This is a genomic window from Streptomyces sp. NPDC043746 (genome assembly GCF_056436485.1).
Window position 1 is genome coordinate 186,844 of sequence record NZ_JBWKCM010000009.1, and the last position, 22,732, is coordinate 209,575.

Annotated in this window: 23 protein-coding genes and 1 pseudogene; 16 read left to right on the forward strand and 8 right to left on the reverse strand. The window is 72.6% G+C overall.

Translation table 11 applies throughout. From position 1 onward, the window contains the following. Positions 1–39: 39 nt before the first annotated feature. Genes AC0682_RS13110 through AC0682_RS13125 form a run of 4 tightly spaced genes read right to left on the reverse strand, consistent with a single transcriptional unit; the run spans position 40 to position 3,073 of the window. The gene (locus tag AC0682_RS13110) at positions 40–702 is read right to left on the reverse strand and encodes an urease accessory protein UreF (RefSeq protein ID WP_478532784.1); all 663 of its coding nucleotides are present in this window, start codon (positions 700–702) and stop codon (positions 40–42) included. 19 nt (positions 703–721) lie between these two features. Further along, positions 722–2,443 carry an urease subunit alpha gene (locus tag AC0682_RS13115; RefSeq protein WP_478532786.1) on the reverse strand — a complete coding sequence of 574 codons (1,722 nt, stop codon included), beginning with the start codon at positions 2,441–2,443 and terminating at the stop codon, positions 722–724. After that, the gene (locus AC0682_RS13120) at positions 2,436–2,756 is read right to left on the reverse strand and encodes an urease subunit beta (protein ID WP_401688301.1); all 321 of its coding nucleotides are present in this window, start codon (positions 2,754–2,756) and stop codon (positions 2,436–2,438) included. Before AC0682_RS13120 ends, AC0682_RS13115 begins: the two co-directional genes overlap by 8 nt. A 14-nt stretch (positions 2,757–2,770) precedes the next feature. Further along, complete coding sequence (locus AC0682_RS13125) at positions 2,771–3,073, reverse strand: urease subunit gamma (protein WP_070202554.1); 303 nt, start codon at positions 3,071–3,073, stop codon at positions 2,771–2,773. A 1,094-nt stretch (positions 3,074–4,167) separates the two neighbouring features. On the opposite strand from AC0682_RS13125, the gene AC0682_RS13130 reads away from it, so the two are divergent. Together AC0682_RS13130 and AC0682_RS13135 are read left to right on the forward strand one after the other, a co-directional pair. Continuing rightward, the gene (locus AC0682_RS13130; protein ID WP_478532788.1) at positions 4,168–4,473 is read left to right on the forward strand and encodes a hypothetical protein; all 306 of its coding nucleotides are present in this window, start codon (positions 4,168–4,170) and stop codon (positions 4,471–4,473) included. Between the two features lie 545 nt (positions 4,474–5,018). Continuing rightward, positions 5,019–5,492 carry a C40 family peptidase gene (locus AC0682_RS13135; protein WP_478532789.1) on the forward strand — a complete coding sequence of 158 codons (474 nt, stop codon included), beginning with the start codon at positions 5,019–5,021 and terminating at the stop codon, positions 5,490–5,492. A 125-nt stretch (positions 5,493–5,617) separates the two neighbouring features. Here the strand turns inward: AC0682_RS13135 and AC0682_RS13140 are convergent, their stop codons facing one another. Continuing rightward, positions 5,618–6,049 carry an ATP-binding protein gene (locus AC0682_RS13140; protein ID WP_478532790.1) on the reverse strand — a complete coding sequence of 144 codons (432 nt, stop codon included), beginning with the start codon at positions 6,047–6,049 and terminating at the stop codon, positions 5,618–5,620. 245 nt (positions 6,050–6,294) lie between these two features. Between AC0682_RS13140 and AC0682_RS13145 the strand changes: the two genes are divergently transcribed. Further along, complete coding sequence (locus tag AC0682_RS13145; protein ID WP_478532792.1) at positions 6,295–7,155, forward strand: helix-turn-helix domain-containing protein; 861 nt, start codon at positions 6,295–6,297, stop codon at positions 7,153–7,155. A 51-nt stretch (positions 7,156–7,206) separates the two neighbouring features. Further along, on the forward strand, positions 7,207–7,461 hold the full coding sequence (locus AC0682_RS13150; RefSeq protein WP_478532794.1) for a DUF397 domain-containing protein: 255 nt from the start codon (positions 7,207–7,209) through the stop codon (positions 7,459–7,461). Between the two features lie 25 nt (positions 7,462–7,486). Here the strand turns inward: AC0682_RS13150 and AC0682_RS13155 are convergent, their stop codons facing one another. Next, the gene (locus AC0682_RS13155; protein ID WP_478532795.1) at positions 7,487–8,659 is read right to left on the reverse strand and encodes an 8-amino-7-oxononanoate synthase; all 1,173 of its coding nucleotides are present in this window, start codon (positions 8,657–8,659) and stop codon (positions 7,487–7,489) included. A gap of 144 nt (positions 8,660–8,803) precedes the next feature. Between AC0682_RS13155 and bioB the strand changes: the two genes are divergently transcribed. The 4 genes and pseudogenes from bioB to AC0682_RS13175 form a co-directional block, all read left to right on the forward strand. Next, positions 8,804–10,075 carry a biotin synthase BioB gene (gene bioB / locus AC0682_RS13160; RefSeq protein ID WP_478532796.1) on the forward strand — a complete coding sequence of 424 codons (1,272 nt, stop codon included), beginning with the start codon at positions 8,804–8,806 and terminating at the stop codon, positions 10,073–10,075. Continuing rightward, complete coding sequence (locus AC0682_RS13165) at positions 10,068–11,411, forward strand: adenosylmethionine--8-amino-7-oxononanoate transaminase (RefSeq protein ID WP_478532797.1); 1,344 nt, start codon at positions 10,068–10,070, stop codon at positions 11,409–11,411. The genes bioB and AC0682_RS13165 overlap by 8 nt, the downstream gene beginning before the upstream one ends. Positions 11,412–11,455: 44 nt before the next feature. Further along, positions 11,456–12,151: a dethiobiotin synthase gene (bioD, locus tag AC0682_RS13170; protein ID WP_478532798.1), complete on the forward strand. Its 696-nt coding sequence runs from the start codon at positions 11,456–11,458 to the stop codon at positions 12,149–12,151. A gap of 175 nt (positions 12,152–12,326) precedes the next feature. Continuing rightward, positions 12,327–12,440 (forward strand): annotated as a pseudogene (locus AC0682_RS13175) (SAM-dependent methyltransferase); the annotation flags it as partial. Between the two features lie 33 nt (positions 12,441–12,473). Here AC0682_RS13175 and AC0682_RS13180 read toward each other — a convergent pair. Both AC0682_RS13180 and AC0682_RS13185 read right to left on the reverse strand, forming a co-directional pair. Next, positions 12,474–12,845 (reverse strand): fic family toxin-antitoxin system, toxin component, encoded by a 372-nt coding sequence (locus AC0682_RS13180; RefSeq protein WP_478532799.1) that lies wholly within the window; start codon positions 12,843–12,845, stop codon positions 12,474–12,476. Next, positions 12,842–13,069, reverse strand: coding sequence for a hypothetical protein (locus tag AC0682_RS13185; RefSeq protein WP_014157595.1), 228 nt, complete (start codon positions 13,067–13,069; stop codon positions 12,842–12,844). Before AC0682_RS13185 ends, AC0682_RS13180 begins: the two co-directional genes overlap by 4 nt. Before the next feature lie 104 nt (positions 13,070–13,173). Between AC0682_RS13185 and AC0682_RS13190 the strand changes: the two genes are divergently transcribed. The 8 genes from AC0682_RS13190 to purB all read left to right on the forward strand — a co-directional run bounded on the left by AC0682_RS13190 (position 13,174) and on the right by purB (position 22,720). Beyond that, positions 13,174–13,635, forward strand: coding sequence for a GNAT family N-acetyltransferase (locus AC0682_RS13190; protein WP_478532800.1), 462 nt, complete (start codon positions 13,174–13,176; stop codon positions 13,633–13,635). Positions 13,636–13,832: 197 nt separating this feature from the next. After that, positions 13,833–15,170, forward strand: a complete 1,338-nt coding sequence (locus AC0682_RS13195) for a hemolysin family protein (protein ID WP_478532801.1) — start codon at positions 13,833–13,835, stop codon at positions 15,168–15,170. Continuing rightward, positions 15,167–16,186 carry a hemolysin family protein gene (locus tag AC0682_RS13200; protein ID WP_478532802.1) on the forward strand — a complete coding sequence of 340 codons (1,020 nt, stop codon included), beginning with the start codon at positions 15,167–15,169 and terminating at the stop codon, positions 16,184–16,186. The genes AC0682_RS13195 and AC0682_RS13200 overlap by 4 nt, the downstream gene beginning before the upstream one ends. 65 nt (positions 16,187–16,251) lie before the next feature. Next, entirely contained in the window at positions 16,252–17,124 is an 873-nt protein-coding gene (locus AC0682_RS13205) for an SGNH/GDSL hydrolase family protein (protein ID WP_478532804.1), read from the forward strand. A gap of 811 nt (positions 17,125–17,935) precedes the next feature. Further along, the gene (locus AC0682_RS13210) at positions 17,936–18,670 is read left to right on the forward strand and encodes an FHA domain-containing protein (RefSeq protein WP_478532805.1); all 735 of its coding nucleotides are present in this window, start codon (positions 17,936–17,938) and stop codon (positions 18,668–18,670) included. Then, positions 18,667–20,157 (forward strand): protein kinase domain-containing protein, encoded by a 1,491-nt coding sequence (locus AC0682_RS13215; RefSeq protein ID WP_478532806.1) that lies wholly within the window; start codon positions 18,667–18,669, stop codon positions 20,155–20,157. The genes AC0682_RS13210 and AC0682_RS13215 overlap by 4 nt, the downstream gene beginning before the upstream one ends. Positions 20,158–20,587: 430 nt before the next feature. Continuing rightward, positions 20,588–20,992 (forward strand): peptidase inhibitor family I36 protein, encoded by a 405-nt coding sequence (locus AC0682_RS13220; RefSeq protein ID WP_478532808.1) that lies wholly within the window; start codon positions 20,588–20,590, stop codon positions 20,990–20,992. A 294-nt stretch (positions 20,993–21,286) separates the two neighbouring features. Then, complete coding sequence (gene purB, locus AC0682_RS13225; RefSeq protein WP_478532843.1) at positions 21,287–22,720, forward strand: adenylosuccinate lyase; 1,434 nt, start codon at positions 21,287–21,289, stop codon at positions 22,718–22,720. Positions 22,721–22,732 lie beyond the last annotated feature (12 nt).

The window sequence follows — 22,732 nt, forward strand, 5'->3', positions numbered from 1 at the left end:
GGTGCGGGTGCGGTCGGGGCCGGGCGGTGGCTGCGGCGGTCAGGACGCGAAGAGGCGGACGGGCCAGGCGGCGTGGGCCTCGGCGGTGATGTCGAGGAGGGGGGCGGAGGCGGCGGGCAGGGTGCCGATGCCCTGCCGGGCGGCCTCCGCGGCCTGCGCGGCGACCCGGTCGACCTCGGGTGCCAGACGGGCGAGTACGGCAGTGGCGTGGAAGGGGTCGAGGGAGAGCAGTCGGACCACGGCGGTGGCCGGGCCGCTGACGGTCTCGTACGCGGCACAGTGCGCCGCGTCCTCGGGCCCGAGCCCCGCCGCCCGTGCGGTGAGGCCGAGGACGACGGGCTGGTGGGCGCCGCGCGGCCGGGTTGCGGCGAGGGCGTCGAGTTCGGGGCTCGGCCAGGTGGCGCGGGCGGCCCGCATCAGCTGGCGGCCCAGCTTGCGGGCGGTGGCCCGCAGGGCGGGTGAGGGGGTGCGGGCGTCGGCGGCCTCGTCCAGCGCGAGCGGGTCGAGGCCGTGGGCGGCGGCCGCGGCGAGGGCTGCGGCAGTGAGCCCGGTGGTGTGGAGGCGGCCCCGGCAGAAGGCGGCGAGGTCGTCGGCGGTGCGGATGCGCCCCTGGGTGACGGCCGGTTCGGCACCACCGGAGTGGGCGTGGCCTCCGGCGGGGAACCGGCCGTCGGCGAGGACGAGGAGGGCTGCGCGTGACATGACTGGTGGTCCGCCCGGCTCAGAAGAGGAAGTAGCGCTGGGACATGGGCAGTTCGGCCGCCGGTGCGGGTTCGACCGGTTCGCCGTCGATGGTGACGGCGAAGCTGTCCGGGTCGACCTGGACGTGCGGCGTGGCGTCGTTCTCCCGCATGTCCGCCTTGGTGACCGTCCGGGTGCTGGTGATGGCCCTGAACTCCTTCTCCAGGCCCAGCCGTTCGGGCAGACCGTCCTCGATCGCCGTACCGGTGACGAAGTTGTACGAGCCACGGGCCGCCGACCGGCCCAGGGCGCCGAACATCGGCCGGGGCATGACCGGTTGGGGCGTCGGGATGGAGGCGTTGGCGTCGCCCATCTGCGCGTACGCGATCTGGCCGCCCTTGATGACCGTCTGCGGCTTCACCCCGAAGAACGCCGGGTCCCAGAGCACGAGGTCCGCGAGCTTTCCGCGCTCCACCGACCCGATCTCCCGGTCCAGGCCCTGGGCCACCGCCGGGTTGATGGTGTATTTGGCGACATAGCGACGGACCCGGCGGTTGTCGGCCCGCCCGTCCCCGGGGAGGACACCGCGCCGCTTCTTCATGGCGTGGGCGGTCTGCCAGGTCCGCAGGATCACCTCTCCGATGCGACCCATCGCCTGGGAGTCCGAGGAGATGATCGAGATGGCACCGAGGTCGTGGAGGATGTCCTCGGCCGCGATGGTGGAGGGCCGGATACGGGACTCCGCGAAGGCGAGGTCCTCGGGAACGGCCGGGTTGAGGTGGTGGCAGACCATCAGCATGTCGAGGTGTTCCTCGATGGTGTTGACGGTGTGCGGCCGGGTCGGGTTGGTCGAGCTGGGCAGGACGTACGGCTCGGAGACCACGGTGATGATGTCGGGCGCGTGCCCGCCGCCCGCTCCCTCGGTGTGGTACGCGTGGATGGTGCGTCCCGCGATGGCGGCGAGGGTGTCCGCGACGAACCCGGCCTCGTTGAGAGTGTCGGTGTGGATGGCGAGCTGTGCGCCGCTCTCCTCGCAGACGGTGAGGCAGGCGTCGATGGCGGCCGGGGTGGCGCCCCAGTCCTCGTGGATCTTGAATCCCAGTGCCCCGCCACGGAGTTGGGAGTACAGGGCGTCGCGGGACATGGTGTTGCCCTTGCCCAGCAGCCCGATGTTGACGGGGAAGGCCTCCAGTGCTTCGAACATCCGGGCAAGGTGCCAGGGGCCGGGGGTGACGGTGGTGGCCTTGGTGCCCTCGGCGGGGCCGGTGCCACCGCCGACGAGGGTGGTGATGCCGCTGGAGAGCGCCTGGTCGACGAGGGTGGGGGTGATGAAGTGGACGTGCGCGTCGACCGCTCCGGCCGTGAGCAGCTTCCCGTTGCCCGCGATGACCTCGGTTTCGGGTCCGATCACCAGGTCGGGGTGGACGCCGTCCATGGTGTCCGGGTTGCCGGCCTTGCCGATGCCGGTGATCCGGCCGCCGCGGATGCCGATGTCGGCCTTGACGATGCCCCAGTGGTCGATGACGACCGCGCCGGTGATGACGGTGTCGGGGGCGCCCTCGGCCCGGGTGGTGCGGGCCTGGCCCATGGATTCGCGGATCACCTTGCCGCCGCCGAAGACCGCCTCGTCGCCCGCGTGTCCCGGGCCGCCGGAGCGGTCCTCCTCGATCTCGACGAGGAGGTCGGTGTCCGCGAGGCGGATGCGGTCGCCGGTCGTGGGCCCGAACAGGTCGGCGTACACAGTCCGGTGGAGATCAGGCATCGAGGGCACCTCCGGTCTCGCCGCGCAGGCCGGGGACGATCCGGCGGCCGGCGAGGGGGACGAGTTCGACGTCGACGGGGATGCCGGGCTCGAAGCGGACCGCCGTACCGGCGGCGATGTGCAGCCGCAGCCCGTGGGCGGCCTCCCGGTCGAAGCGCAGCCCGGGGTTGGCCTCCGCGAAGTGGTAGTGGGAGCCGACCTGGACGGGGCGGTCGGCGGCGTTGAGGACGGTGAGGCGGGTGACGGGGCGCCCTTCGTTGAGGGCGATGTCACCGGCCCCGTACAGGATCTCGCCGGGGACGACGGGGGACATCGGCGCCGCCCCCGTCAGACGATCGGGTCGTGGACGGTGACGAGCTTGGTGCCGTCCGGGAAGGTGGCCTCGACCTGGACGTCGTGGAGCATCTCGGGGATGCCGTCCATGACCTCGCCCCGGGTGAGCACCGTGCGGCCGGACGCCATGAGTTCGGAGACCGTACGGCCGTCGCGGGCGCCCTCCAGGAGGTGGGCGGTGATCAGGGCGACGGCCTCGGGGTGGTTGAGCCGCAGCCCGCGCGCCCGGCGCTTCTCGGCCACGTCGGCGGCCACGTGGATGAGCAGGCGTTCCTGCTCGTGCGGGGTCAGTTGCATGCTTCCACCTCATCGTCTCCCGCCCGGCACCGGCCTCCGGGCGCAGCGGGACCCTATCCCCGTCCGGCAGTCCGTCGAACGGGGAACCCGGCTCCCGCGACCAGGCATTGCACGTTAGGGCGGAAGTTTTTCCGTTGCGTTAACTGGCCTTTTGCGGTCCGATGTCCATCGGCCCGCGCAGGCCGTTCTCCGTCGGTCGGGTGCAGGTCGCCGAAGAGCGCCTGCTGCACGATGAAGCCCTGGGCGGTCCGATCTCCGTCCGCGCCACCTGGTCGGCCACCACGTGTTCGGGGAGGGTCCCGCGCTCCGGTGGGCCTCGACCAGCGCCGCCCCGACGCCCCGACGCCCCGTACGGTGGCGTACCCCTCGTCGAGCTGCGCGGCGGGGCACGCGTCGCGCGGGGACTCCTCGCCCTCTGGGCCTTCGCCGCGACCTGTTGGGGGGGTGCCCGGTGCCGGGCGGCCGAACGACTGGAGCAGGGGGTCGAGCAGCGGGCCGGCGCCTTCGATGGGGACCGGTTCGGCGACGAGGCGTCGGCCCGGGCGGCGGTCAGGACCGGACCGTATACGGAGCCGTGGTCGCCGGACCGGAGGCCCGCATGTGCTCGCGGCGTCGACGACGACGCGGTCCTGAGGGCGCGCCCGGCTCACCGGCGCCGTCTCTCCGACGGCTGCCCTGGCGAAGCGCCTGGTCCGGAACGACCCGCGACACCCGTCGCAGCGATCGATCCGGGGCGTGCCCGCACCGCCCGCCACCGCCTCCCGCACCGTCGTCCGGCCCGCGCTGGGCGCGCAAGGGGGGCGTCCTGCCCGCCGTCGAGGCGCCTGTCCTCCTCGGCATCGGGTTCGGCACGGCGGGGGAGCAGCCGGAGACTGTGCGGACAGCGACGGGTTCGCCTGCCAGCGGACCGCGCGCGGACGTCGCGCCCCGGGGCCGCCCCGGGCCGGCCCCGCTCCTGCGCCACGGGCCTTCCGGTGGCCGGGAGGCGACATGCCCCGTCCGGCGGACGGGTAGTCATGCGGCAACGCCGGTGGACCACGTCGTGGACGACCGCGCACCCTTCCGGCCGCCGCATGACGCGAGGTGAACCGCCCATGGAGCCGACGGAGTTCCCTCCCCTGCCCGCGCTGACCCGCGCCGAGGGCGAGTTCATCGACTGCTATCTGGCCGTGCTCGACCAGGTGGGACGTATCAACCCGGCGCGGGGCAGCGACACCTACAGCGCCCTCAGGGCCGCCCAGGCCCTGGCCTCCCGGGCGGCGGCCCTGCGTGACGCCCTGGCCCTGATGCACGAGCGGGGCGAGCGGCAGATCCATGCGACGACGCTGGCACGGGCGCTGCGGGCACTGGACGGTGAGCGACGGGCGGGGCGGGTCGCGATGCCACCGGCCCCGAACTGAGCTGCTGCGTACGCCGGGCGCGCATGACCGGAGCGGACCGCTCCAAGCAGGTGCGACACGCCCGGACTCGCGATCGATTCTCCTCGCTCGTTCGGCGTAGGCGACCACCCTCACGAGCGACGTCTCAACTTGCGTTCGGCGCGCGGCCCGTACTCGAATTGCCCGCTTTCGCCGCTGGTACGAGAGCGTGCGCCCGGCTCGTCGGCAGGAGCGAATCCGCCCTGTCCACCTGAACGGCTCAGTGGTGAGGAGACTCACAAATCCCTGTTTCGGCTCGGAAATCCGGCACCGAGTAGGTCAAGATCCCTGGGACGACAAGCCCCCGCCACCCGCGGCGGGGCGGTCCGGGTGGACGCCGAGTCCTGCCGCCTCCCGGATGACTGGTCGACAGGAAGTGGATCGGCAGGAGTGGAGGACCCGAGCAGTACGGGCCGACCGGGAGACCGGGAAGGCCCTCGGGGTGAAGCCGCATCGCGCGGCCGGGCAACTTCGCCAGCCCGAACCCGACAGGTCATCCTTCACAGGCGGCTGACGAAGGGTTGCGCATGTCTGCGCAGGTTCATGTCCCGTCTCTGCTCGCCCGGGTCGGCACGGCCTCGGTCCTCACCTTTGCCGTGACGACCACGATGATGGCACCAGGTCTCGTCAACGACGCCGAGGCCGCCACCGCCCACTCGACGAAGGCGCTCAAGGTCGCCGCGTCGAAGAAGGGGGCTCCCTACAAGTACGGCGCCGCCGGTCCCAGCCGTTTCGACTGCTCGGGGCTGACTGTCTACTCGTTCAAGAAGGCCGGGAAGAAGCTCCCCCGCACGGCACAGCAGCAGTACAACAAGACCAGCAAGGTCGCGAAGTCGCAGCGGAAGCAGGGGGACCTCGTCTTCTTCCACTCCGGCCGGAACGTCTACCACGTGGGCATCTACGCCGGGAACGGCAAGATCTGGCACAGCCCCAAGTCCGGGGACGTGGTGCGGCTCGCGAAGATCTGGTCCACGAGCGTCTCGTACGGACGCGTCCGCTGATCCCCTGGTCGTAGTCCGCCGACCCACCAGGTGGACGCTCTTGCCCCGTGGATCGCATGGGCCCCTCCCGCGCCGGCGCGGGAGGGGCCCCGGGGGCCCGGTGCGGCCCCTCCCGAACCGTTTCGTCAGCCCTGGACCGGCGCTCCCCAGGGCAGCGAGATCCAGACCGTCTTGCCGCCCTCGGCCGTCGGGACGACCGTGAGCCGCCCGCCGTACTCATGGGCCAGCGACCGAATGATCACCATGCCTCGCCCGTTGTCCTGCCGTACGGCGGCAGGGAGCCGCCGGGGCCACCGGGGGTGACTGTCCGTCACTCCCAGCCGCAGCTCCTCGTCACGTTCGAGGCGCAGCTCCACGGTGAAGGTGGGCGACTGGCCGAAGGTGTGCTGCACGGCGTTGGTGGCCAGTTCGGAGATGATCAGCCGGACGGTGTCGGCCAGCTCCGACTCCTCAGAGAGGCCCCATTCGGCCAATGTCCTGGCCACATGTCTGCGGGCCGAGGAGACCGAGACCGGATCGCTCGGCAGGGTGACGGTTGCTTCCTGATGATCTGCCATGGCGACGCCGTCCCTTTCGCGCCCCGGCCGACCGGCGGTCGGCCAGGATGGTGCTTCGCGCCAGACTGCCACTGTTGAAGCTCGCTGTAACGACGTTCGGCCAAGATATGCATATATCTGTCGCTCGAAGCGGTGAATTCGGGTCATCTGCGGCCGCGGCAGCGGGCACACTGGCCCCTCTGCGGGCCCGGACCTTGCGGTGCGTACCGGTCCCGTTCCGTTCCGCACAGCGCGAGGAGACCCGGATGCTGCACGCCCCCGTCGTCCGACGGCGGAAGCTCGGCGAGGAGTTGCGGAGCCTGCGCCACGCCGCCGGACTGACCAGCCGGGACGCGGCACGCCTGCTCGGCTGGCACCAGTCGAAGGTGAGCCGCATCGAGACGGGCGCCAGCGGGGTCAGCCGAGAGGATGTGACGCGCCTGCTCGACACCTATGCCGTGCGCGACGCGCAGCTGCGCGCCCTGCTCGACGTGCTCGCGGGGTCGGCGGGTGGCGGGGGCGCGGGGTGGTGGCACGCCTACCGGGGGCTGATCCCGCCGCAGTACCGCGACTTCATCAGCCTGGAGTCCCAGGCCGGTACGGTGCGGACGCTGGAGACCTCGGTGGTGCCGGGGCTCCTCCAGACCGCCGGTTACGCACGGGCGGTGACCCGGGCGTCGATCGACGGGTTACCGGCGGACCGTCTCGACTCCCTGGTCGAAGTGCGGCTCACCCGCCAGCAGGTGCTGCGCGCGAATCCGCCGCTGCGGTTCACCGCCGTCCTGGACGAGGCGGTGCTGCACCGGGAGGTGGGCGGGCCCGAGGTGATGCGGGAACAGCTGGACCACCTGACGCTGATGGCGCGACTCCCCCACGTACAGGTCCAGTTGCTGCCGTTCTCGATCGGCGGGTATGTCGGGCTCACCTCCCCTTTCGTCATCTTCTCCTTTCCGAACATCTCGGATCTGGATGTGGTCGTCCTCGACCACCTGACGAGTAGCCTCTATCTGGAGCGGAAAGAAGACCTGGAGGCGTACGGCTCGGCCTTCCGCACCCTGCAGACGCACGCACTGACGCCGGACCGGTCGCTCGAACTCGTCGCCGCGATCCGCCGCGGCTTCCCCTAGCACGGTGATCCGCCGACTCGCCAGGACGTCCGACTGCCCGAGGGGGGCATCATGTCCGACCGTCTCGCACCGCCCGCGTCGCCTTCCGCCGCCGAGCCACCGCTCTGGCGCCGCAGCAGCCGCTCCACCGGGATGAACAACTGCGTGGAGACCGCGCGGCTGGACCGCGGCCCGGGCTCCGGCGGCGCGCGCCTCGCCGTACGGGACTCCAAGGCTGTGCAGCGGCCGCCGCTCACCTTCTCCGCGACGGCCTGGACCACCTTCGTGGCGGGGCTGGAGGCGCACCGGTTCCGCCGAGCGGAGTGAAGGCCTCCCGGTGGAGCCGTACGCCTCAGCCGCGCGGCGTCACGGCTCCCCGGGGAGCGGTCGCCGCGATCGTGGCCACCGCGGCGGCGATCTGCTCCTCGGTCAGGTCCGCCCGGGCGGTCAGCCGCAGCCGGGAGATGCCGTCCGGCACGGACGGCGGCCGGAAGCACCCGACCGCCACCGCGGCCGCACGGCAGTCGGCCGCCCACCGCACCGCCGCGTCCGCGGAGGGGGCCCGGACGGAGACGACCGCCGCATCCGGGCGGGCCGCCGTCAGCCCGGCGGCGGTGAGCCGCCCGTACAGCTCGGTGGCGACCTGTCCGGCCCGGGCCGCGCGTTCGGGTTCCCGCCGCAGCAGCCGCAGCGCGCCCAGCGCTCCGCCCGCCGCCGCCGGGGCGAGGCCGGTGTCGAAGATGAACGTACGGGCCGTGTTGACCAGGTGGTCGATGACCCGGGCCGGGCCGAGGACCGCGCCGCCCTGGCTGCCCAGCGACTTGGAGAGAGTGAGCGTGGCGACGGTCCCCTCGCCACCCGCCAGTCCGGCGGCGAAGAGCGCACCGCGTCCGCCCTCGCCGAGCACACCCAGGCCGTGGGCGTCGTCCACGACGAGGGCCGCGTTCGCGGCGCGGCAGACCTCGGCCAGGGCGGTGAGCGGGGCCGCGTCCCCGTCGACCGAGAAGACCGAGTCGGTGACGGCGAGCGCCCGCCCGTCGTGGGCCGCCAGCGCCTTGGCCACGGCCTCCGGATCGGCGTGCGGGACGACGGCCGTCTCCGCGCGGGAGAGCCGACAGCCGTCCACGATGGAGGCGTGGTTCCCGGTGTCGGAGACGATGAGTGAACCGCGCCCGGAGAGCGCGGTGAGGGCCGCCAGATTGGCCGCGTAACCGGAGGAGAGGACGAGGGCAGCCTCGAAGCCGCAGAAGTCGGCCAGCTCCCGTTCGAGTTCGGCGTGGAGCGCGGTGGAGCCGGTGACGAGCCGCGATCCGGTGGCGCCCGCGCCCCAGCGGTGGGCGGCATCGGCGGCGGCGGCGGTGACCTCCGGGTGCCGGGTGAGGCCCAGGTAGTCGTTGCTCGCGAGGTCGAGGAGGCCGGTTTCCGCGCTCCTGGGGCGGAGGGCCCGGACGAGTCCGGCCTCGGCCCGGCGGCGGGCCTCGTCGTCGATCCAGTCGAACGGGGCGGAGGGCGGGGCGAAGGACATAGGTCGGTCCCTTTTGTAGGCAGCTCACAGACCCTAGCGGGGCGCGCAGCAGGTCAGGGTGTGGCAATACACACACCCTCCCCCACGTCTCCTGTCCGGTTCCTCCTTGGCTGGAGGTGGTGGCGTAAGCCAGGATCATCTTTCATGGACCTGCTGAACACGCTGGTGGACAAGGGGCTGCGGCGCGAACTGCCGACCCGCGAAGAAGCGCTCGCCGTGCTGGCGACCTCCGACGACGACCTGCTCGACGTGGTGGCCGCCGCGGGCAAGGTGCGCCGCCAGTGGTTCGGGCGGCGCGTGAAACTCAACTACCTGGTCAACCTGAAGTCGGGGCTCTGCCCCGAGGACTGCTCGTACTGCTCCCAGCGGCTCGGCTCCAAGGCAGGGATCCTCAAGTACACCTGGCTGAAGCCGGACGAGGCCTCCAAGGCGGCCGCCGCCGGGGTGGCGGGCGGGGCCAAGCGGGTCTGCCTGGTGGCGAGCGGGCGCGGGCCGACCGACCGGGACGTCGACCGGGTCTCGAAGACCATCGAGGCGATCAAGGAAGAACACGAGGGCGTGGAGGTCTGCGCCTGTCTGGGGCTGCTCTCCGACGGCCAGGCCGACCGGCTGCGCGAGGCGGGCGCCGACGCGTACAACCACAACCTCAACACGTCCGAGGAGACGTACGGGGCGATCACCACCACCCACACCTACGCGGACCGGGTGGAGACCGTGCAGCAGGCCCAGGCCGCCGGGCTCTCGGCGTGCTCCGGGCTGATCGCCGGGATGGGCGAGAGCGACAAGGACCTGGTCGACGTGGTCTTCGCGCTGCGCGACCTGGACCCGGACTCGGTGCCGGTGAACTTCCTGATCCCGTTCGAGGGCACCCCGCTGGCCAAGGAGTGGAACCTCACCCCGCAGCGCTGCCTGCGCATCCTCGCCATGGTCCGCTTCGTCTGCCCGGACGTGGAGGTCCGGCTCGCGGGCGGGCGCGAGGTGCATCTGCGCTCGATGCAGCCGCTGGCGCTGCACCTGGTGAACTCGATCTTCCTGGGCGACTACCTGACGAGTGAGGGCCAGGCCGGTCAGGCCGACCTGGACATGATCGCGGACGCCGGGTTCGAGGTGGAGGGCGCGGGCACGACGACGCTCCCCCGTCACCGGGCCGACGCGCTGACCGGCGGCGGTTGCGGTTCGCGCGAGGAGCCCGGGGCCACTGGCTGTGGTGCGCAGGAGACGTCCGGCGCGTCGGCTGCCACCGGCTGCGGTCCGCACGGCGGCGGTGGCTGCGGGCCGTGCGGTGGTCATGCGGCCGTCGGAGGCGGCGGGGAGAGCGGCCCGGCCGCGGCCACCGAGACGGCCGGCCCGGCGCGTACGGATCTGGTGGCGGTCCGGCGTCGCGGTGCGGGGACGGATCTCGCGCCCAATGCCTGAGCCGTACGCCCCCGCGCTCGCCCGGCCGGCCGAGCCGAAGCCGTACACCCCCGACGAACTGCGGGCGCTGGACCGCGCGCACGTCTGGCACCCCTACGGTCCGATGCCGGGCCGGCAGGAGCCGCTGGTCGTGGAGTCGGCCTCCGGGGTACGGCTCCGGCTCGCCGAACCCGTCGAGGGGCAGAGCGAGTTGGTGGACGGCATGTCGTCCTGGTGGTCGGCGGTGCACGGCTACAACCACCCGGTCCTCAACGAGGCCGCGCGCGGCCAGCTGGACCGGATGAGCCATGTGATGTTCGGCGGGCTCACCCATGAGCCGGCGGTCCGGCTGGCGACCCGGCTGGTGGAGATCACTCCGGAGCCGCTCCAGCACGTCTTCCTGGCCGATTCGGGTTCCGTGTCGGTCGAGGTCGCGGTCAAGATGTGCCTGCAGTACTGGCGTTCGGCGGGCCGTCCGCAGAAGCGCCGACTGCTGACCTGGCGCGGCGGCTACCACGGGGACACCTGGCAGCCGATGTCGGTGTGCGACCCGGAGGGCGGGATGCACGAGCTGTGGTCCGGCTCTCTGCCTCGCCAGGTCTTCGCCGACGCGCCCCCGGACGGTTTCGACGCGGAGCCGGATCCCGCCTACACCGCTCACCTGCGGGAACTGATCGCCCGTCACGCGCACGAGGTGGCCGCCGTGATCGTGGAGCCGGTGGTGCAGGGGGCGGGTGGGATGCGGTTCCACTCCCCCGGCTATCTGCGGGTGCTGCGCGAGGCGTGCGACGAGCTGGACGTGCTGCTGGTGTTCGACGAGATCGCCACTGGTTTCGGGCGGACGGGGAAGCTGTTCGCCGCCGGGCATGCCGGGGTCTCGCCGGACGTGATGTGCCTGGGCAAGGCGCTGACCGGCGGCTATCTCACGATGGCGGCCACGCTCTGCACCACGCGGGTGGCCGAGGGCATCTCGCGCGGTGAGGTGCCGGTGCTGGCTCACGGCCCGACCTTCATGGGCAATCCGCTGGCCGCCTCCGTCGCCTCGGCCTCCGTGGACCTGCTGCTCGGACAGGACTGGGCGGGCGAGGTGGCGCGGATCGGCGCGGGGCTGCGCTCCGGTCTGGCGGAGGCGGCGGAGATTCCCGGGGTCGCGGACGTACGCGTCCTCGGGGCGATCGGTGTGGTCCAGCTCGACCACGGGGTGGACATGGCGGCGGCGACCCGGGCGGCCGTGCGCGAGGGCGTGTGGCTGCGGCCGTTCCGCGACCTGGTGTACACGATGCCGCCGTACGTCACCGGGGACGACGACGTACGGCGGATCTGCCGGGCCGTGTGTGCCGCGGCGCGGGAGGGCTGACCCGTGGCTGTTGTTCGCGTGGTGCTGTGCGAGGGAGGACCGGCGTGACCGTTCTGGTGGTGTCCGGTACGGGCACGGAGATCGGCAAGACGGTGGTGACCGCCGCCGTGGCCGCCGCCGCGCGGGGCCTGCGGGTCGCGGTGCTGAAGCCCGCGCAGACCGGGCTCGCGCCCGGGGAGCCGGGGGACGTGGCGGAAGTGGCCCGGCTGGCGGGTGCCCATGTGACGCCGGTCGAACTGGCCCGGTTCCCCGAGCCGCTGGCCCCCGCCACCGCGGCCCGGCGGGCGGGGCTGGACCCGGTGCGGCCCTACGAGGTGGCCGAGGCGGCGCAGAAGCTGGCCACCGAGCACGACCTGGTGCTGGTGGAGGGGGCGGGCGGACTGCTGGTGCGTTTCGACGACGAGGGCGCCACGCTCGCGGACGCCGCCCGGCTGCTGGCCGCTCCGGTGCTGGTGGTGGCGCCCGCCGGCCTGGGCACGCTGAACGCCACGGCGCTCACGGCCGAGGCGCTGCGGACCCGTGGGCTGGAGTGCCGGGGTGTGGTGGTGGGCTCCATGCCGGACCGGCCCGACCTGGCGTCCCGCTGCAACATCGAGGACCTGCCGGTGGCGGCGGGCGCCCCGCTGCTGGGGGCCGTACCGGCCGGTGCGGGTGCGCTGCCCGGCGCCGACTTCGCGGCACGGGCGTCGGGGTGGCTGGCTCCGGAGCTGGGTGGGACGTGGCGCGCGCCGTCGCTGTGAGGTGGGGCCTGCCGCCCCTGGGGGATGCGTGCCGCCTGCGAGGCGCGTGCTGCCTGTGACGTGCGGCGCGGGCCCGGGCCCGTACGCGCACATGCGGGTGCCGCTCCGTTCGGGGGAGAACCGGCCAGGAGAGCCGTACGCCCTCTCCTCCCGGAGGCCCGCCATGCGGTCGCGCGACTTCGCCCCCTACCCGGGAGCCGTCTCGAAGGTCGTGGCGCTGGAGCCGCAGCGCTCGCTGCGGCGGTTCGCCGTCCGCTGCGGGCTGGGCGCCGAGGTGCCGGTCGGTGTGACTCGGGACCGCTCCCCGGGCTGAGGGCCGCGCTCACAAGCTCCACTGGCGCAGCTCGTCCGCGATGGCGCGGACGTCCGCCTTGCCCTGCTTGACCAGAAGGGCCAGGTCGCGCACCTGCTCGGGTGAGGTGGTGACCTTCAGCCCGGAGGCGACCAGATACCCGTACGCGACGGCCGAGGCGAACATCGCGTTGGAGTGTTCGAGGGCGGGCACATGCAGCAGCAGTTGCAGGAGGGCGGCCGCCCGCGCGTGCGGGTCGCTGTAGACGGCGCTGCCGAAGATCTCCGCCTCGTGCCGGGCGACCGCGGCGACGAGTGCGCCCCAGTCGATGACCTGGGGGTCACCTGGCGTCTTGTGCTCGGCGACCATGAGCAGCCAGGAGAGGTCGATCCGCAGGTTCAACGGGTGCCTTCGCGCTCCGGGCCGAACTCCTCGGCGAAGACCGACTCGTACTGCTTCATGAAGTCGGCGGCGGCCTCGACGAAGGTGTGTCCCACCTCGCCGGCGTCCTGCTTGACGAGCTCCTCTATATAGCGGTTCACGCTCATCCCCCTCTGGAGCGCGCGCTGTCGCGCGGCCTCGGCGGTGGCCTCGTCCACTCGAACGTTCAGCTGAGTCTTGGGCACCCTTCCAAGCTAGCGTGGTCGCGCTAGCACGGGCAAGAGGAGGGCCGGGGGCCGGGTCCGGCATCCGGAAAGGCGATCGACTTCCGGAGCGGGCGGGTGGTGGGATGGCCGCCATGAACGATCTCTCGACACGGTCCGCGACCGCGGCCGATCTGGACGGGGTGCTCGCCTTCTGGAAGGTGGCCGCGGAGGGCACCAGCATCAGCGACGACGGCGACGGGGTCGCACGTCTGGCGGAACGGGACCCGGACGCACTGATCCTGGCGGAGCGGGACGGAACGCTGGTGGGCACGGTGATCGCGGGGTTCGACGGCTGGCGCTGCCATCTCTACCGGCTCGCGGTCCATCCGGAGCAGCGCCGCCGGGGTGTGGGCAGCGCCCTCCTCGCGGCGGCGGAGGAGCGGTTCGCCGCCCTCGGTGGGCGCCGGGCGGACGCCATGGTGCTGGACCGCAACGACCTGGCACACCCTGCCTGGCGGGCAGCGGGATACGGCCCCGAGCCGCAGTGGAGCCGGTGGGTGAAGCACCTGACGGCCCGAGCGGTCCTCGACGGTCCGAAGCGTTAGGGGCGTGGCCGGCGGGGCAGGCGCTCCACGGTGAGATCCCTGTCCTCGAACGATGTGAGCAACCGCCGCCCGGGGGGCCAACCTCCCTGCGCCCTCTCCCGCGGCCTCCCCTCCGGTCCCCCCAACGGCCTCTCCCCCGGCCGAGGACATCGCGCGGTCCCGCGGTCCGTGCCCGATCATGGGACGGAGGTGAACCGATGACCGAAGTGCTCCTGCTGCTCGTCGCCCTGCTGCTCTGTGTCGCGTGCGGTGCCTTCGTCGCGGCGGAGTTCTCCCTGACCACGGTGGAGCGCGGGGAACTGGAGCGGGCCGCCGAGCGGGGGGACCGGGGCGCGCCCAGCGCCTTGAAGGCCGTACGGAGCCTGACGTTCCAGCTCTCGGGCGCGCAGCTCGGCATCACCGTCACCAACCTGGTGATCGGCATGCTCGCGGAGCCCTCGATCGCCAGGCTGATCCGCGGCCCGGTGGAGGCGGTGGGGCTGCATCCCACCGCCGCGTCCACGCTGGCCCTCGCCACCGGTACAGCACTGTCCACGGTGGCGCTGATGGTGGTCGGCGAGCTGGTGCCGAAGAACTGGGCGATCTCCTCGCCGCTGGCCGTGGCCAAAGCGGTCGCCACGCCTCAGCGGATGTTCACCGCCGTGTTCCGGCCCTTCATCAGCCACCTCAACCGGACGGCGAACCGGATCGTGCGCCGCCTCGGTCTGGAGCCGACCGAGGAGCTGGCCTCCGCGCGCAGCCCGCAGGAGCTGGTCGCGCTGGCCCGGCACTCCGCGAAGAAGGGGGCGCTGGAGGAGGACACCGCCGAACTCTTCGTACGCACGTTGCATCTGGCGCAGCTGACGGCCGAGAACGTGATGACTCCTCGGGTCCAGGTGACCGCCCTGGACGTGCGGGCGACCGCTGAGGACGTGGCGAACGCGACCCGGGCCACCGGTCTGTCCCGCTTCCCCGTCTACCGGGGGAGCCTGGACACCGTGGTGGGCGTGGCCCACATCAAGGACGTCCTGGCGGTACCGGCCGGCGAACGTCCCCGCAAACGGGTCTCGGAGATGCTGCGCGAACCCCTGCTCGTGCCGGCGACGCTCACCGTGGACCGGCTGCTCGACCGACTGTCCGGCAGGCTCGCGATGGCGGTGGTGATCGACGAGTACGGCGGTACGGCGGGCGTGGTGACGCTGGAGGACATCGTGGAGGAGGTCGTCGGCGAGGTCCGCGACGAGCACGATCCGCACGAGACGCCCGACCTGGCCGCCGCCGGTGAGGACGCCGACGGCCGCACCCTGTGGTCGGCGGACGGGGCCGCACGCACCGACCAGCTCAGCCGGATCGGACTGCGCGTGCCCGCAGGGCCCTACGAGACGCTGGCAGGGCTGATCGCGGCGGAGCTGGGGCGGATTCCGACGGTGGACGACACGGTCGAGCTGGCAGGGTGGCGGATCGAGGTGGTCGATGCGACGGGCCGGCGCGCGGCGCGGGCGCTGCTGCACGCACCGCTGCCGGGCGTGGCCGGGCGGGAGGAGAGGGAACAGTGACCATCCTTCAGCTCTTCATCGGTCTGCTGATGGTGCTGGTGAACGCCTTCTTCGTCGGCGCCGAGTTCGCGCTGGTCTCCGTCCGCCGCAGCCAGATCGAGCCGGAGGCGGAAGCCGGGAGCGCGCGGGCCCGGAGTGTCGTATGGGGCCTGGAGCACGTCTCCGCCCTGCTGGCGGCAGCGCAGCTCGGCATCACACTCAGCACCCTGGTCCTGGGCATCGTGGCGGAACCCGCCATCGCCCACCTGCTGGAGCCGGTCTTCGAGGCGGCGGGAGTGCCGCACTCGCTGGTGCACCCGCTCTCGTTCGTGATCGCGCTGAGTGCGGCGACCTATGTGCACATGCTGCTGGGCGAGATGGTGCCCAAGAACATCGCGCTGGCCGAACCGGCCCGCAGCGCGCTGCTCCTGGGCCCGCCGCTGGTGGCGCTGGCCCGCGCCCTGCGTCCGGTGATCTTCACGGTCAACGCCTTCGCCAACGCCCTTCTCAAGCTCCTGCGGGTGGAGACGAAGGACGAGGTCGCCGCCACGTTCTCGGACGACCAACTGGCGCGGCTGGTGCAGGACGCCGGGGCGGCGGGGCTGGTCGACGACCGTTCGGCGGAGCGGCTGCACCACGCCCTGGAGCTGGGTCGGCGCCCGGTACGGGATGTGGCCATGCCGGTGGACCGGGTGCTGTTCACCCGGGTCGGCACCACCCCGGAGGAGTTGGAGCGCCTCTCGCACGAGTCCGGGTTCTCCCGCTTTCCGGTGAGGGACAGCGAGGGCCGCATCCTGGGCTACCTCCATGTGAAGGACGCCCTGGACGCCACGCCCCGCGACGCTCCCTTCCCGGTGGCGGCGCTGCGGCCGATCGCCCGGGTGCGGGCGGCGACCCCGCTGGACGACGTGCTCACCGCGCTGCGGCGCAGCCGGACCCATCTCGCGGCGGTCCTCGACGAGGGCGACCGACTGGTCGGCATGGTCACGATGGAGGACGTCCTGCGGGAACTGGTCGGCCGGGCACAGTCACGCTGAGCGGCGTCCCGGACACCACAGCGGAGCCCTGAAGCATCACGGCGGGACGGTACGATCGGTGGGCCATGGAATTGAATGCCTCATACACCAGTCTCGTCGCGGTGGGCGACTCGTTCACCGAGGGCATGTCGGATCTGCTCCCCGACGGCACCTACCGGGGCTGGGCCGATGTCCTGGCCGCCCGGCTCGCGAACCGCTCCCCCGGGTTCCGGTACGCCAACCTCGCCGTGCGCGGCAAGCTCATCAGCCAGATCGTCGACGAGCAGGTGGCTGCGGCGGCAGCGATGCAGGCCGATGTGGTGACCCTCGTCGGCGGGCTGAACGACACGCTGCGCCCGAAGTGCGACATGGGCATGGTCAGGGGCCGGCTCGAAGAGGCGGTGGAGCGGCTCGCCCCGTCCTGCAAGCACCTGGTACTGATGCGCAGCCCGGGCCGCAACGGCCCGGTGTTCGAACGGTTCCGGCCCCGGATGGAGGCCCTGTTCGCCCTGATCGAGGATCTGGCCGACCGGCACGGCGCCTCGGTGGTCGACCTCTACTCCGCGCCCTCGCTCGGCGACCCCCGCATGTGGGACGCCGACCGGCTGCACCTCACCGCCGAGGGGCATCGGCGCGTCGCGGAGGCGGTCTGGCAGACGCTGGGGCTCCCGCCGGAGCTCGACTGGCGGGAGCCGGTCCCCGCCTCCCCGCCGCCGCGCTGGGCGGACCGACGGGTCGACGACATCCGCTTCGCCCGCCGCCACCTGGGGCCCTGGATCGGCCGCCGCATCACCGGCCGGTCCTCCGGCGACGGCCGGACGGGCGCCCAGTTCGACGCCGGGACGGCCTCGGCCTTCTGGATCACCCCCGCGGACACCGCGGCCCCCGGCCCGGTGACGGGATGGCGCCGGGCCGACGTCGGCGGTCCGGAGGACGGCACGAACCCCGGGGCGCCGTAGCCGGCCCGTGCGGGGCCGGGGTTCGCGGGCCGGGCCCGTCCGGCGCCGCGGTTGTTCGCCACCGGCGCTCCGGCGGGCCACGAGCCGGAGCGCGGCGCCGGACCGCTGAATCCGGACGCCCCCAGGGCACGGGCCTGCGTCCGGAGCCCGGCACCGTGTGCCCGACAGTCGAGGGAAGAGCTCGAAGGCGCGGGCCGAGAAGGATCACGCCCCGACCCGATTCGATTCGATTCGATTCGATTCGATTCGATTCGATTCGATTCGATTCGGAAGAGTGTCCTCCAAGGGCGGCCGGGTCGGACATCTCCATGGTGGAGGTGTCGCGACGACCGGTCGAGTCCGCCGGCCGCACACAGATCCACAGCCGAACGCCGTGCCGCCCCCATGCCGAGAACCGGCCTCCGTCCGAGCCGGGCCCGGAGAGTGTCGAGGAGCCCCTCGACGTTCCGTTCCCCTGGTCGCGCTTACGGGGGCGACAGGCCGCCTGACTCGCGGACGAGCACCGCGGCGCACACAGTCCGGGCACGTAGACTGAGCGCGACGACCACCCCGGCAGGCACCGGCCAGGCTCCTCGCGCGCCCGGTCGGTGGCAACGGCAGGGGCCAAGTCGCCACCGCGGAACGGTCCGCGACGCCGTGCGAGGCGGACAGCCATGACAGCGGAGTCGTGGGCAGGGGAAGGGCACCACCGAATGGCAGTCGGGCAGACCGCCCGACGAGGGCTGGGCACGCCGTCCGGACCAGGCGTCGTGCCCCGGCAGATGGGTGCCCTGGCCTCGGGCACAGGACCAAGGGGGAAGGTCTTCACTCCGTGCACAGCGTCATCGTGGTACCACCCGGCGGCAGCGGACCCGCGGGCCAGCTCAGGATCGCCCCGGGACAGAGCCTCACCTTCGGGCGGGCGGCGGACAACGACCTCGTCATCGCGCACCCCGGCGTGTCACGGATGGCCGGGACGATCACCGCGCATCACTCGTTCTGGATCCTGAGCAACGACAGCACCGGCCAGACCTACGTCGTGGAGAACCCGGAAGGGGCCGGCGAACACGTCAAGGTCGCCCCCGGCCGCCAGGACGCCCCGATCCCCTTCGAATTCGCCCGGGTGGTCCTGCCGGCCGCTCGCGACCTGCTCGACTTCGAGGTCTGGGCACCGAGCCACCGCTACCGGCACCGCGCCGTCGATCACGGCCCGGCCACGGCACCGGCGTTCGCCCTGGACCGTACGAAGCGGTACTTCGCCGTACTGACCGCCCTGTGCGAGCCCCGGCTGCGGGGGGCCCCGCACGCCCCGCTGCCCACGGTCGACGAGCTGGTCGAGCGGTTGCGCCCCACCTGGCCCGCCGCCAACCAGTCCTCCGTCTACTGGAACGTGGACTACCTGGCCGTCAAGCTCCGCCTCCGTCCCGACCCGGACGTCGCCGAGACGGGGCGGCGCCTCAACGGCAAGAAGGAGTCCCTGGCCTCCCTCGCGCTGCGTTTCGACCTGGTCCGCGAGGACGATCTGATCGTTCTCGAGGCCCCCACCGGCAGCGAGATGCCCTTGTGACAGGACAGGAGCGGACCTCGCATGTCGTCCCCGTGCCGCAGGGCTACCGCGTCGGCCGCTGGGAGGTCCGGCGGCCGATCGCGTCCGGTGCGTTCGCCACGGTCTACGCGGCCCGCACCAGCACGCCCGCCGACGGGTTCCCGACCCGGGCGGCGCTGAAGTTCCTGGCGACCGGCACCCGCACCCCGCGCCAGGTGCGCCATCTGCGCGACCTGGCCGAGAGGGAGGTCGAACTCCTCAGCCGCCTGCGGGCGCCCCGCCTGATCCGCATGTTCGAGACGCTCACCGTCGACGACCCGGACCACCCGGAACTCGACGGCGCCACCGTACTCGTACTGGAAGAGGCAGAGGACTGCCTCGACTCCGTCCTGGCCCGCACCCCGCGCCCCACCTCCGGCCCCGCCCTCCTCGCCCAGGTCTGCGCGGGCCTGGACCAGTTGCACCGGGCGGGTTGGGTGCACGGCGACCTCAAACCGGCGAACGTCCTGTTGATGAAGGACGGCACCACCCGCCTCGCCGACTTCAGCACCTCCGCGGAACTCGACGGCACCCACGCCTACTCCCCGGCCTTCGCCACCCGCGACTACACCCCGCCGGAGCTCCTCTGGCCCGAGACCAGCGCCCGCGGAACCCTCATCCGGCCCACCGCCGACGTGTGGGCCTTCGGCGTCCTGGCCCATCTCGTCCTCACCGGCGCACACCCCCTGCCCGGCGCCACCCCCGAGGCCCGCTGCGACGCAGCCGCCCGCTACGCACAGGGCACGCAGGAGCTGCGCCTGTCGCCCGAACTTCCCGAGCCCTGGCGGCACATCATCTCCGACTGCCTCGCCCGCACCCACGAGGAGCGGGCCGCCGCGCACGATGCACAGGCCCTCCTGCTGCGAGTGGAACAGACTGCGGGCGGGGTGGGTCCGGTCCGCCGCCACCGCGGCAGGGACTTCTGGCGCCGGCACCCGGTGCCGGCCGCGGCTCTCGTGGGTACCCTCCTGGCGACAGCGTGCGCGACGGCCGCCGGGTACGCGTACGTGAACCAGGAGGGCGGGGCACCGGTGTACGCGGCGCTGCCCGCGGCCTCGAAGGCCCCGGTCGCCCCCGACGGGGCGGTCACCTACGGCTACCACCGCTGCCCCGAGGACGCCGTCTGCTTCTTCAGCGAACACAACGGCAACGGCGAGATGTGCAGTTGGCACGGCGACGACAGCGACTGGCTGGCGGGCGACGGGAACTGCGCGTGGGCCGGAGGCCAACCGGTCCGGTCCGTCTACAACAACATCGACCCCGCGCGGGGCCTGAATGGCGTGGCCTACTTCCGCGGCCCCGGCTTCAGCCCCGTCGATGCCGACCGCCGCCGCCTCGTCCAGCGCACCGGCTGCACCTCCATCAACAGCATGGGCAACCTCGCCGGCACCTATGCCCCGCGATCCCATCGGCTGATCTCCGACTGCTCTTCCTTCACCGCGGTCGTCGACACCCTCACCCGCTGGTGAGCGGACGGCCACTGGAACACCCGGGGCTCCTCGACCCCTCACCGGGGCAGGGTCGCACCGGCACCTGCCCCGGCACCCTGACGGCCTGTCCGGCCCCACGGACGGGCGGCGGGGGCAGAGGCGTACGGCGGGTCCAGCCGGAGGGGCGGACGACGGCGCAGAGCCCGCTCCAGCGAGGGCGCTCTCGCGCGGGTGACGCTGTTCGCGGGCGTGGACGGCTTGCCGGGTCCGCACGGGGGCGGGGTTGCGGAGTGCGCCTCCGCGCCGCACGCGGCCAACGCTGCGACCCGCACCCTGGAACCTTTCAGGTTCCGCTGCCCCGCCCCTCCCGGGAGAGTGATCAGGCGCCACACGGCGTCACGTGAAACGGGGCGGGGGCGGACCAGCGGTTCACGGCCCCCAGCCATCCCTGACCAGGAGGAGACATCACATGAAGCGCGTACGAGCGCTCCGCAGCAAGGCAGTCGTCATCGCCGGTTCCACCCTGCTCGCCGGCCTCGGCCTCACCGTCGCCGCGACCCCCGCGCACGCCGCCTACGCGGACTGCAAGTCGGGCAACATCTGCTTCTACACAGGCGACAACGGTACCGGGAAGATGTGCCAGTGGACGGGCAACGACGATGACTGGCGCAACGGGGCCATCCAGTGCTCCTGGGCCGCGGACAACAACGTGAGGTCCGTCTACAACAACGGCGTGAGCGGCACCTACACGGCGGTCATCTACTACTCCGGCGCCAACTACCAGACCCGCAAGGGCTGCACCACCTTGGGCAAGAAGGGCAACCTGGCGGGCACCTACAAGCTCCGCTCGCACAAGTGGGCCACCAAGTGCTGAGCCTGACGTAGCGGCTGGGGCCCCTCGGTGCGGAACCGGCGGGGCCCCTGGTCGGCGGCGCTGAAGACCTCGGCGGTCGCACGATCAGGCGTATTGCCCACTATGCCCTGATCATTCCTTTCCGGGTCGGTGTGGCCCCGTCCGTTGTGCGCCGGGCGAGGCGGTCGACCGGGGGGCGTGCCCCAGGTCGTCTCCGGGCTGGTTGAAGGGGGGTGACACCCCTGACCTGGGTGGGAGCGGCCTGAGCGGAGGAGCTGGCCGGAACAGCACGTAGAATCCGTCCACGTGACTGCTGTGTCTGCGAAGCCTCGCATCCCCAATGTCCTGGCCGGCCGCTACGCCTCCACGGAGCTGGCCGTCCTCTGGTCCCCCGAGCAGAAGGTGAAGCTGGAGCGTCAGCTGTGGCTGGCGGTGCTGCGCGCTCAGAAGGACCTCGGGATCGAGGTGCCGGACGAGGCGCTGGCCGATTACGAGCGGGTGCTCGACCAGGTCGACCTGGCGTCGATCGCCGAGCGCGAGAAGATCACCCGGCATGACGTGAAGGCCCGGATCGAGGAGTTCAACGCCCTCGCCGGCCATGAGCAGGTCCACAAGGGCATGACCTCCCGGGACCTGACGGAGAACGTCGAGCAGCTGCAGATCCGGCTCTCGCTGGAGCTGATGCGCGACCGCACCGTGGCAGTGCTGGCCCGGCTCGGCAAGCTCGCGGCGGAGTACCGCGAGCTGGTGATCGCCGGCCGCTCGCACAACGTGGCCGCGCAGGCGACGACGCTCGGCAAGCGCTTCGCGACCGCGGCCGACGAGCTGCTGGTGGCCTACGGCCGGCTGGAGGACCTGCTCACGCGCTATCCGCTGCGGGGGATCAAGGGCCCGGTCGGCACGGCCCAGGACATGCTGGACCTGCTGGGCGGCGACGCGGACAAGCTCGCCGACCTGGAGCGGCGCATCGCCGCCCACCTCGGCTTCGCCGAGGCCTTCACCTCGGTCGGCCAGGTCTACCCCCGGTCGCTCGACTACGACGTGGTGACCGCCCTCGCCCAGCTCGCCGCGGCGCCCTCGTCGGTGGCGAAGACCATCCGGCTGATGGCCGGCCACGAGCTGGTGACCGAGGGCTTCAAGCCCGGCCAGGTCGGCTCGTCCGCGATGCCGCACAAGATGAACACGCGCTCCTGCGAGCGGGTCAACGGCCTGATGGTGATCCTGCGGGGCTACGCCTCGATGACCGGCGAGCTGGCGGGCGACCAGTGGAACGAGGGCGACGTGTCCTGTTCCGTGGTCCGCCGGGTGGCGCTGCCGGACGCGTTCTTCGCGTTCGACGGTCTGCTGGAGACCTTCCTGACGGTGCTGGACGAGTTCGGCGCGTTCCCCGCCGTCGTGGCGCGCGAGCTGGACCGCTACCTCCCGTTCCTGGCCACCACCAAGGTCCTCATGGGGGCCGTACGGGCGGGAGTCGGCCGCGAGCTGGCCCACGAGGCGATCAAGGAGAACGCGGTCGCCTCCGCGCTGGCGATGCGGGAGCAGGGGGCCGAGCGCAACGAGCTGCTCGACAAGCTGGCCGCCGACGAGCGCATCCCGCTGGACCGTGCCCAGTTGGACGCCCTGATGGCCGACAAGCTCTCGTTCACGGGCGCGGCGGGCGACCAGGTGACGGCGGTGGTCTCGCGGATCGAGGAGATCGTCGAGCAGCACCCGAAGGCCGCGGCCTACGCCCCCGGTTCGATCCTCTGACCTGGGCCCCTT

Coding starts and splice junctions, on each gene's coding strand:
- AC0682_RS13110 (WP_478532784.1), bottom strand. CDS start 702: ATGTCACGCGCAGCCCTCCTCGTCCTCGCCGACGGCCGGTTCCCCGCC.
- AC0682_RS13115 (WP_478532786.1), bottom strand. CDS start 2,443: ATGCCTGATCTCCACCGGACTGTGTACGCCGACCTGTTCGGGCCCACG.
- AC0682_RS13120 (WP_401688301.1), bottom strand. CDS start 2,756: ATGTCCCCCGTCGTCCCCGGCGAGATCCTGTACGGGGCCGGTGACATC.
- AC0682_RS13125 (WP_070202554.1), bottom strand. CDS start 3,073: ATGCAACTGACCCCGCACGAGCAGGAACGCCTGCTCATCCACGTGGCC.
- AC0682_RS13130 (WP_478532788.1), top strand. CDS start 4,168: ATGGAGCCGACGGAGTTCCCTCCCCTGCCCGCGCTGACCCGCGCCGAG.
- AC0682_RS13135 (WP_478532789.1), top strand. CDS start 5,019: ATGTCTGCGCAGGTTCATGTCCCGTCTCTGCTCGCCCGGGTCGGCACG.
- AC0682_RS13140 (WP_478532790.1), bottom strand. CDS start 6,049: ATGGCAGATCATCAGGAAGCAACCGTCACCCTGCCGAGCGATCCGGTC.
- AC0682_RS13145 (WP_478532792.1), top strand. CDS start 6,295: ATGCTGCACGCCCCCGTCGTCCGACGGCGGAAGCTCGGCGAGGAGTTG.
- AC0682_RS13150 (WP_478532794.1), top strand. CDS start 7,207: ATGTCCGACCGTCTCGCACCGCCCGCGTCGCCTTCCGCCGCCGAGCCA.
- AC0682_RS13155 (WP_478532795.1), bottom strand. CDS start 8,659: ATGTCCTTCGCCCCGCCCTCCGCCCCGTTCGACTGGATCGACGACGAG.
- bioB (WP_478532796.1), top strand. CDS start 8,804: ATGGACCTGCTGAACACGCTGGTGGACAAGGGGCTGCGGCGCGAACTG.
- AC0682_RS13165 (WP_478532797.1), top strand. CDS start 10,068: ATGCCTGAGCCGTACGCCCCCGCGCTCGCCCGGCCGGCCGAGCCGAAG.
- AC0682_RS13190 (WP_478532800.1), top strand. CDS start 13,174: ATGGCCGCCATGAACGATCTCTCGACACGGTCCGCGACCGCGGCCGAT.
- AC0682_RS13195 (WP_478532801.1), top strand. CDS start 13,833: ATGACCGAAGTGCTCCTGCTGCTCGTCGCCCTGCTGCTCTGTGTCGCG.
- AC0682_RS13205 (WP_478532804.1), top strand. CDS start 16,252: ATGGAATTGAATGCCTCATACACCAGTCTCGTCGCGGTGGGCGACTCG.
- AC0682_RS13220 (WP_478532808.1), top strand. CDS start 20,588: ATGAAGCGCGTACGAGCGCTCCGCAGCAAGGCAGTCGTCATCGCCGGT.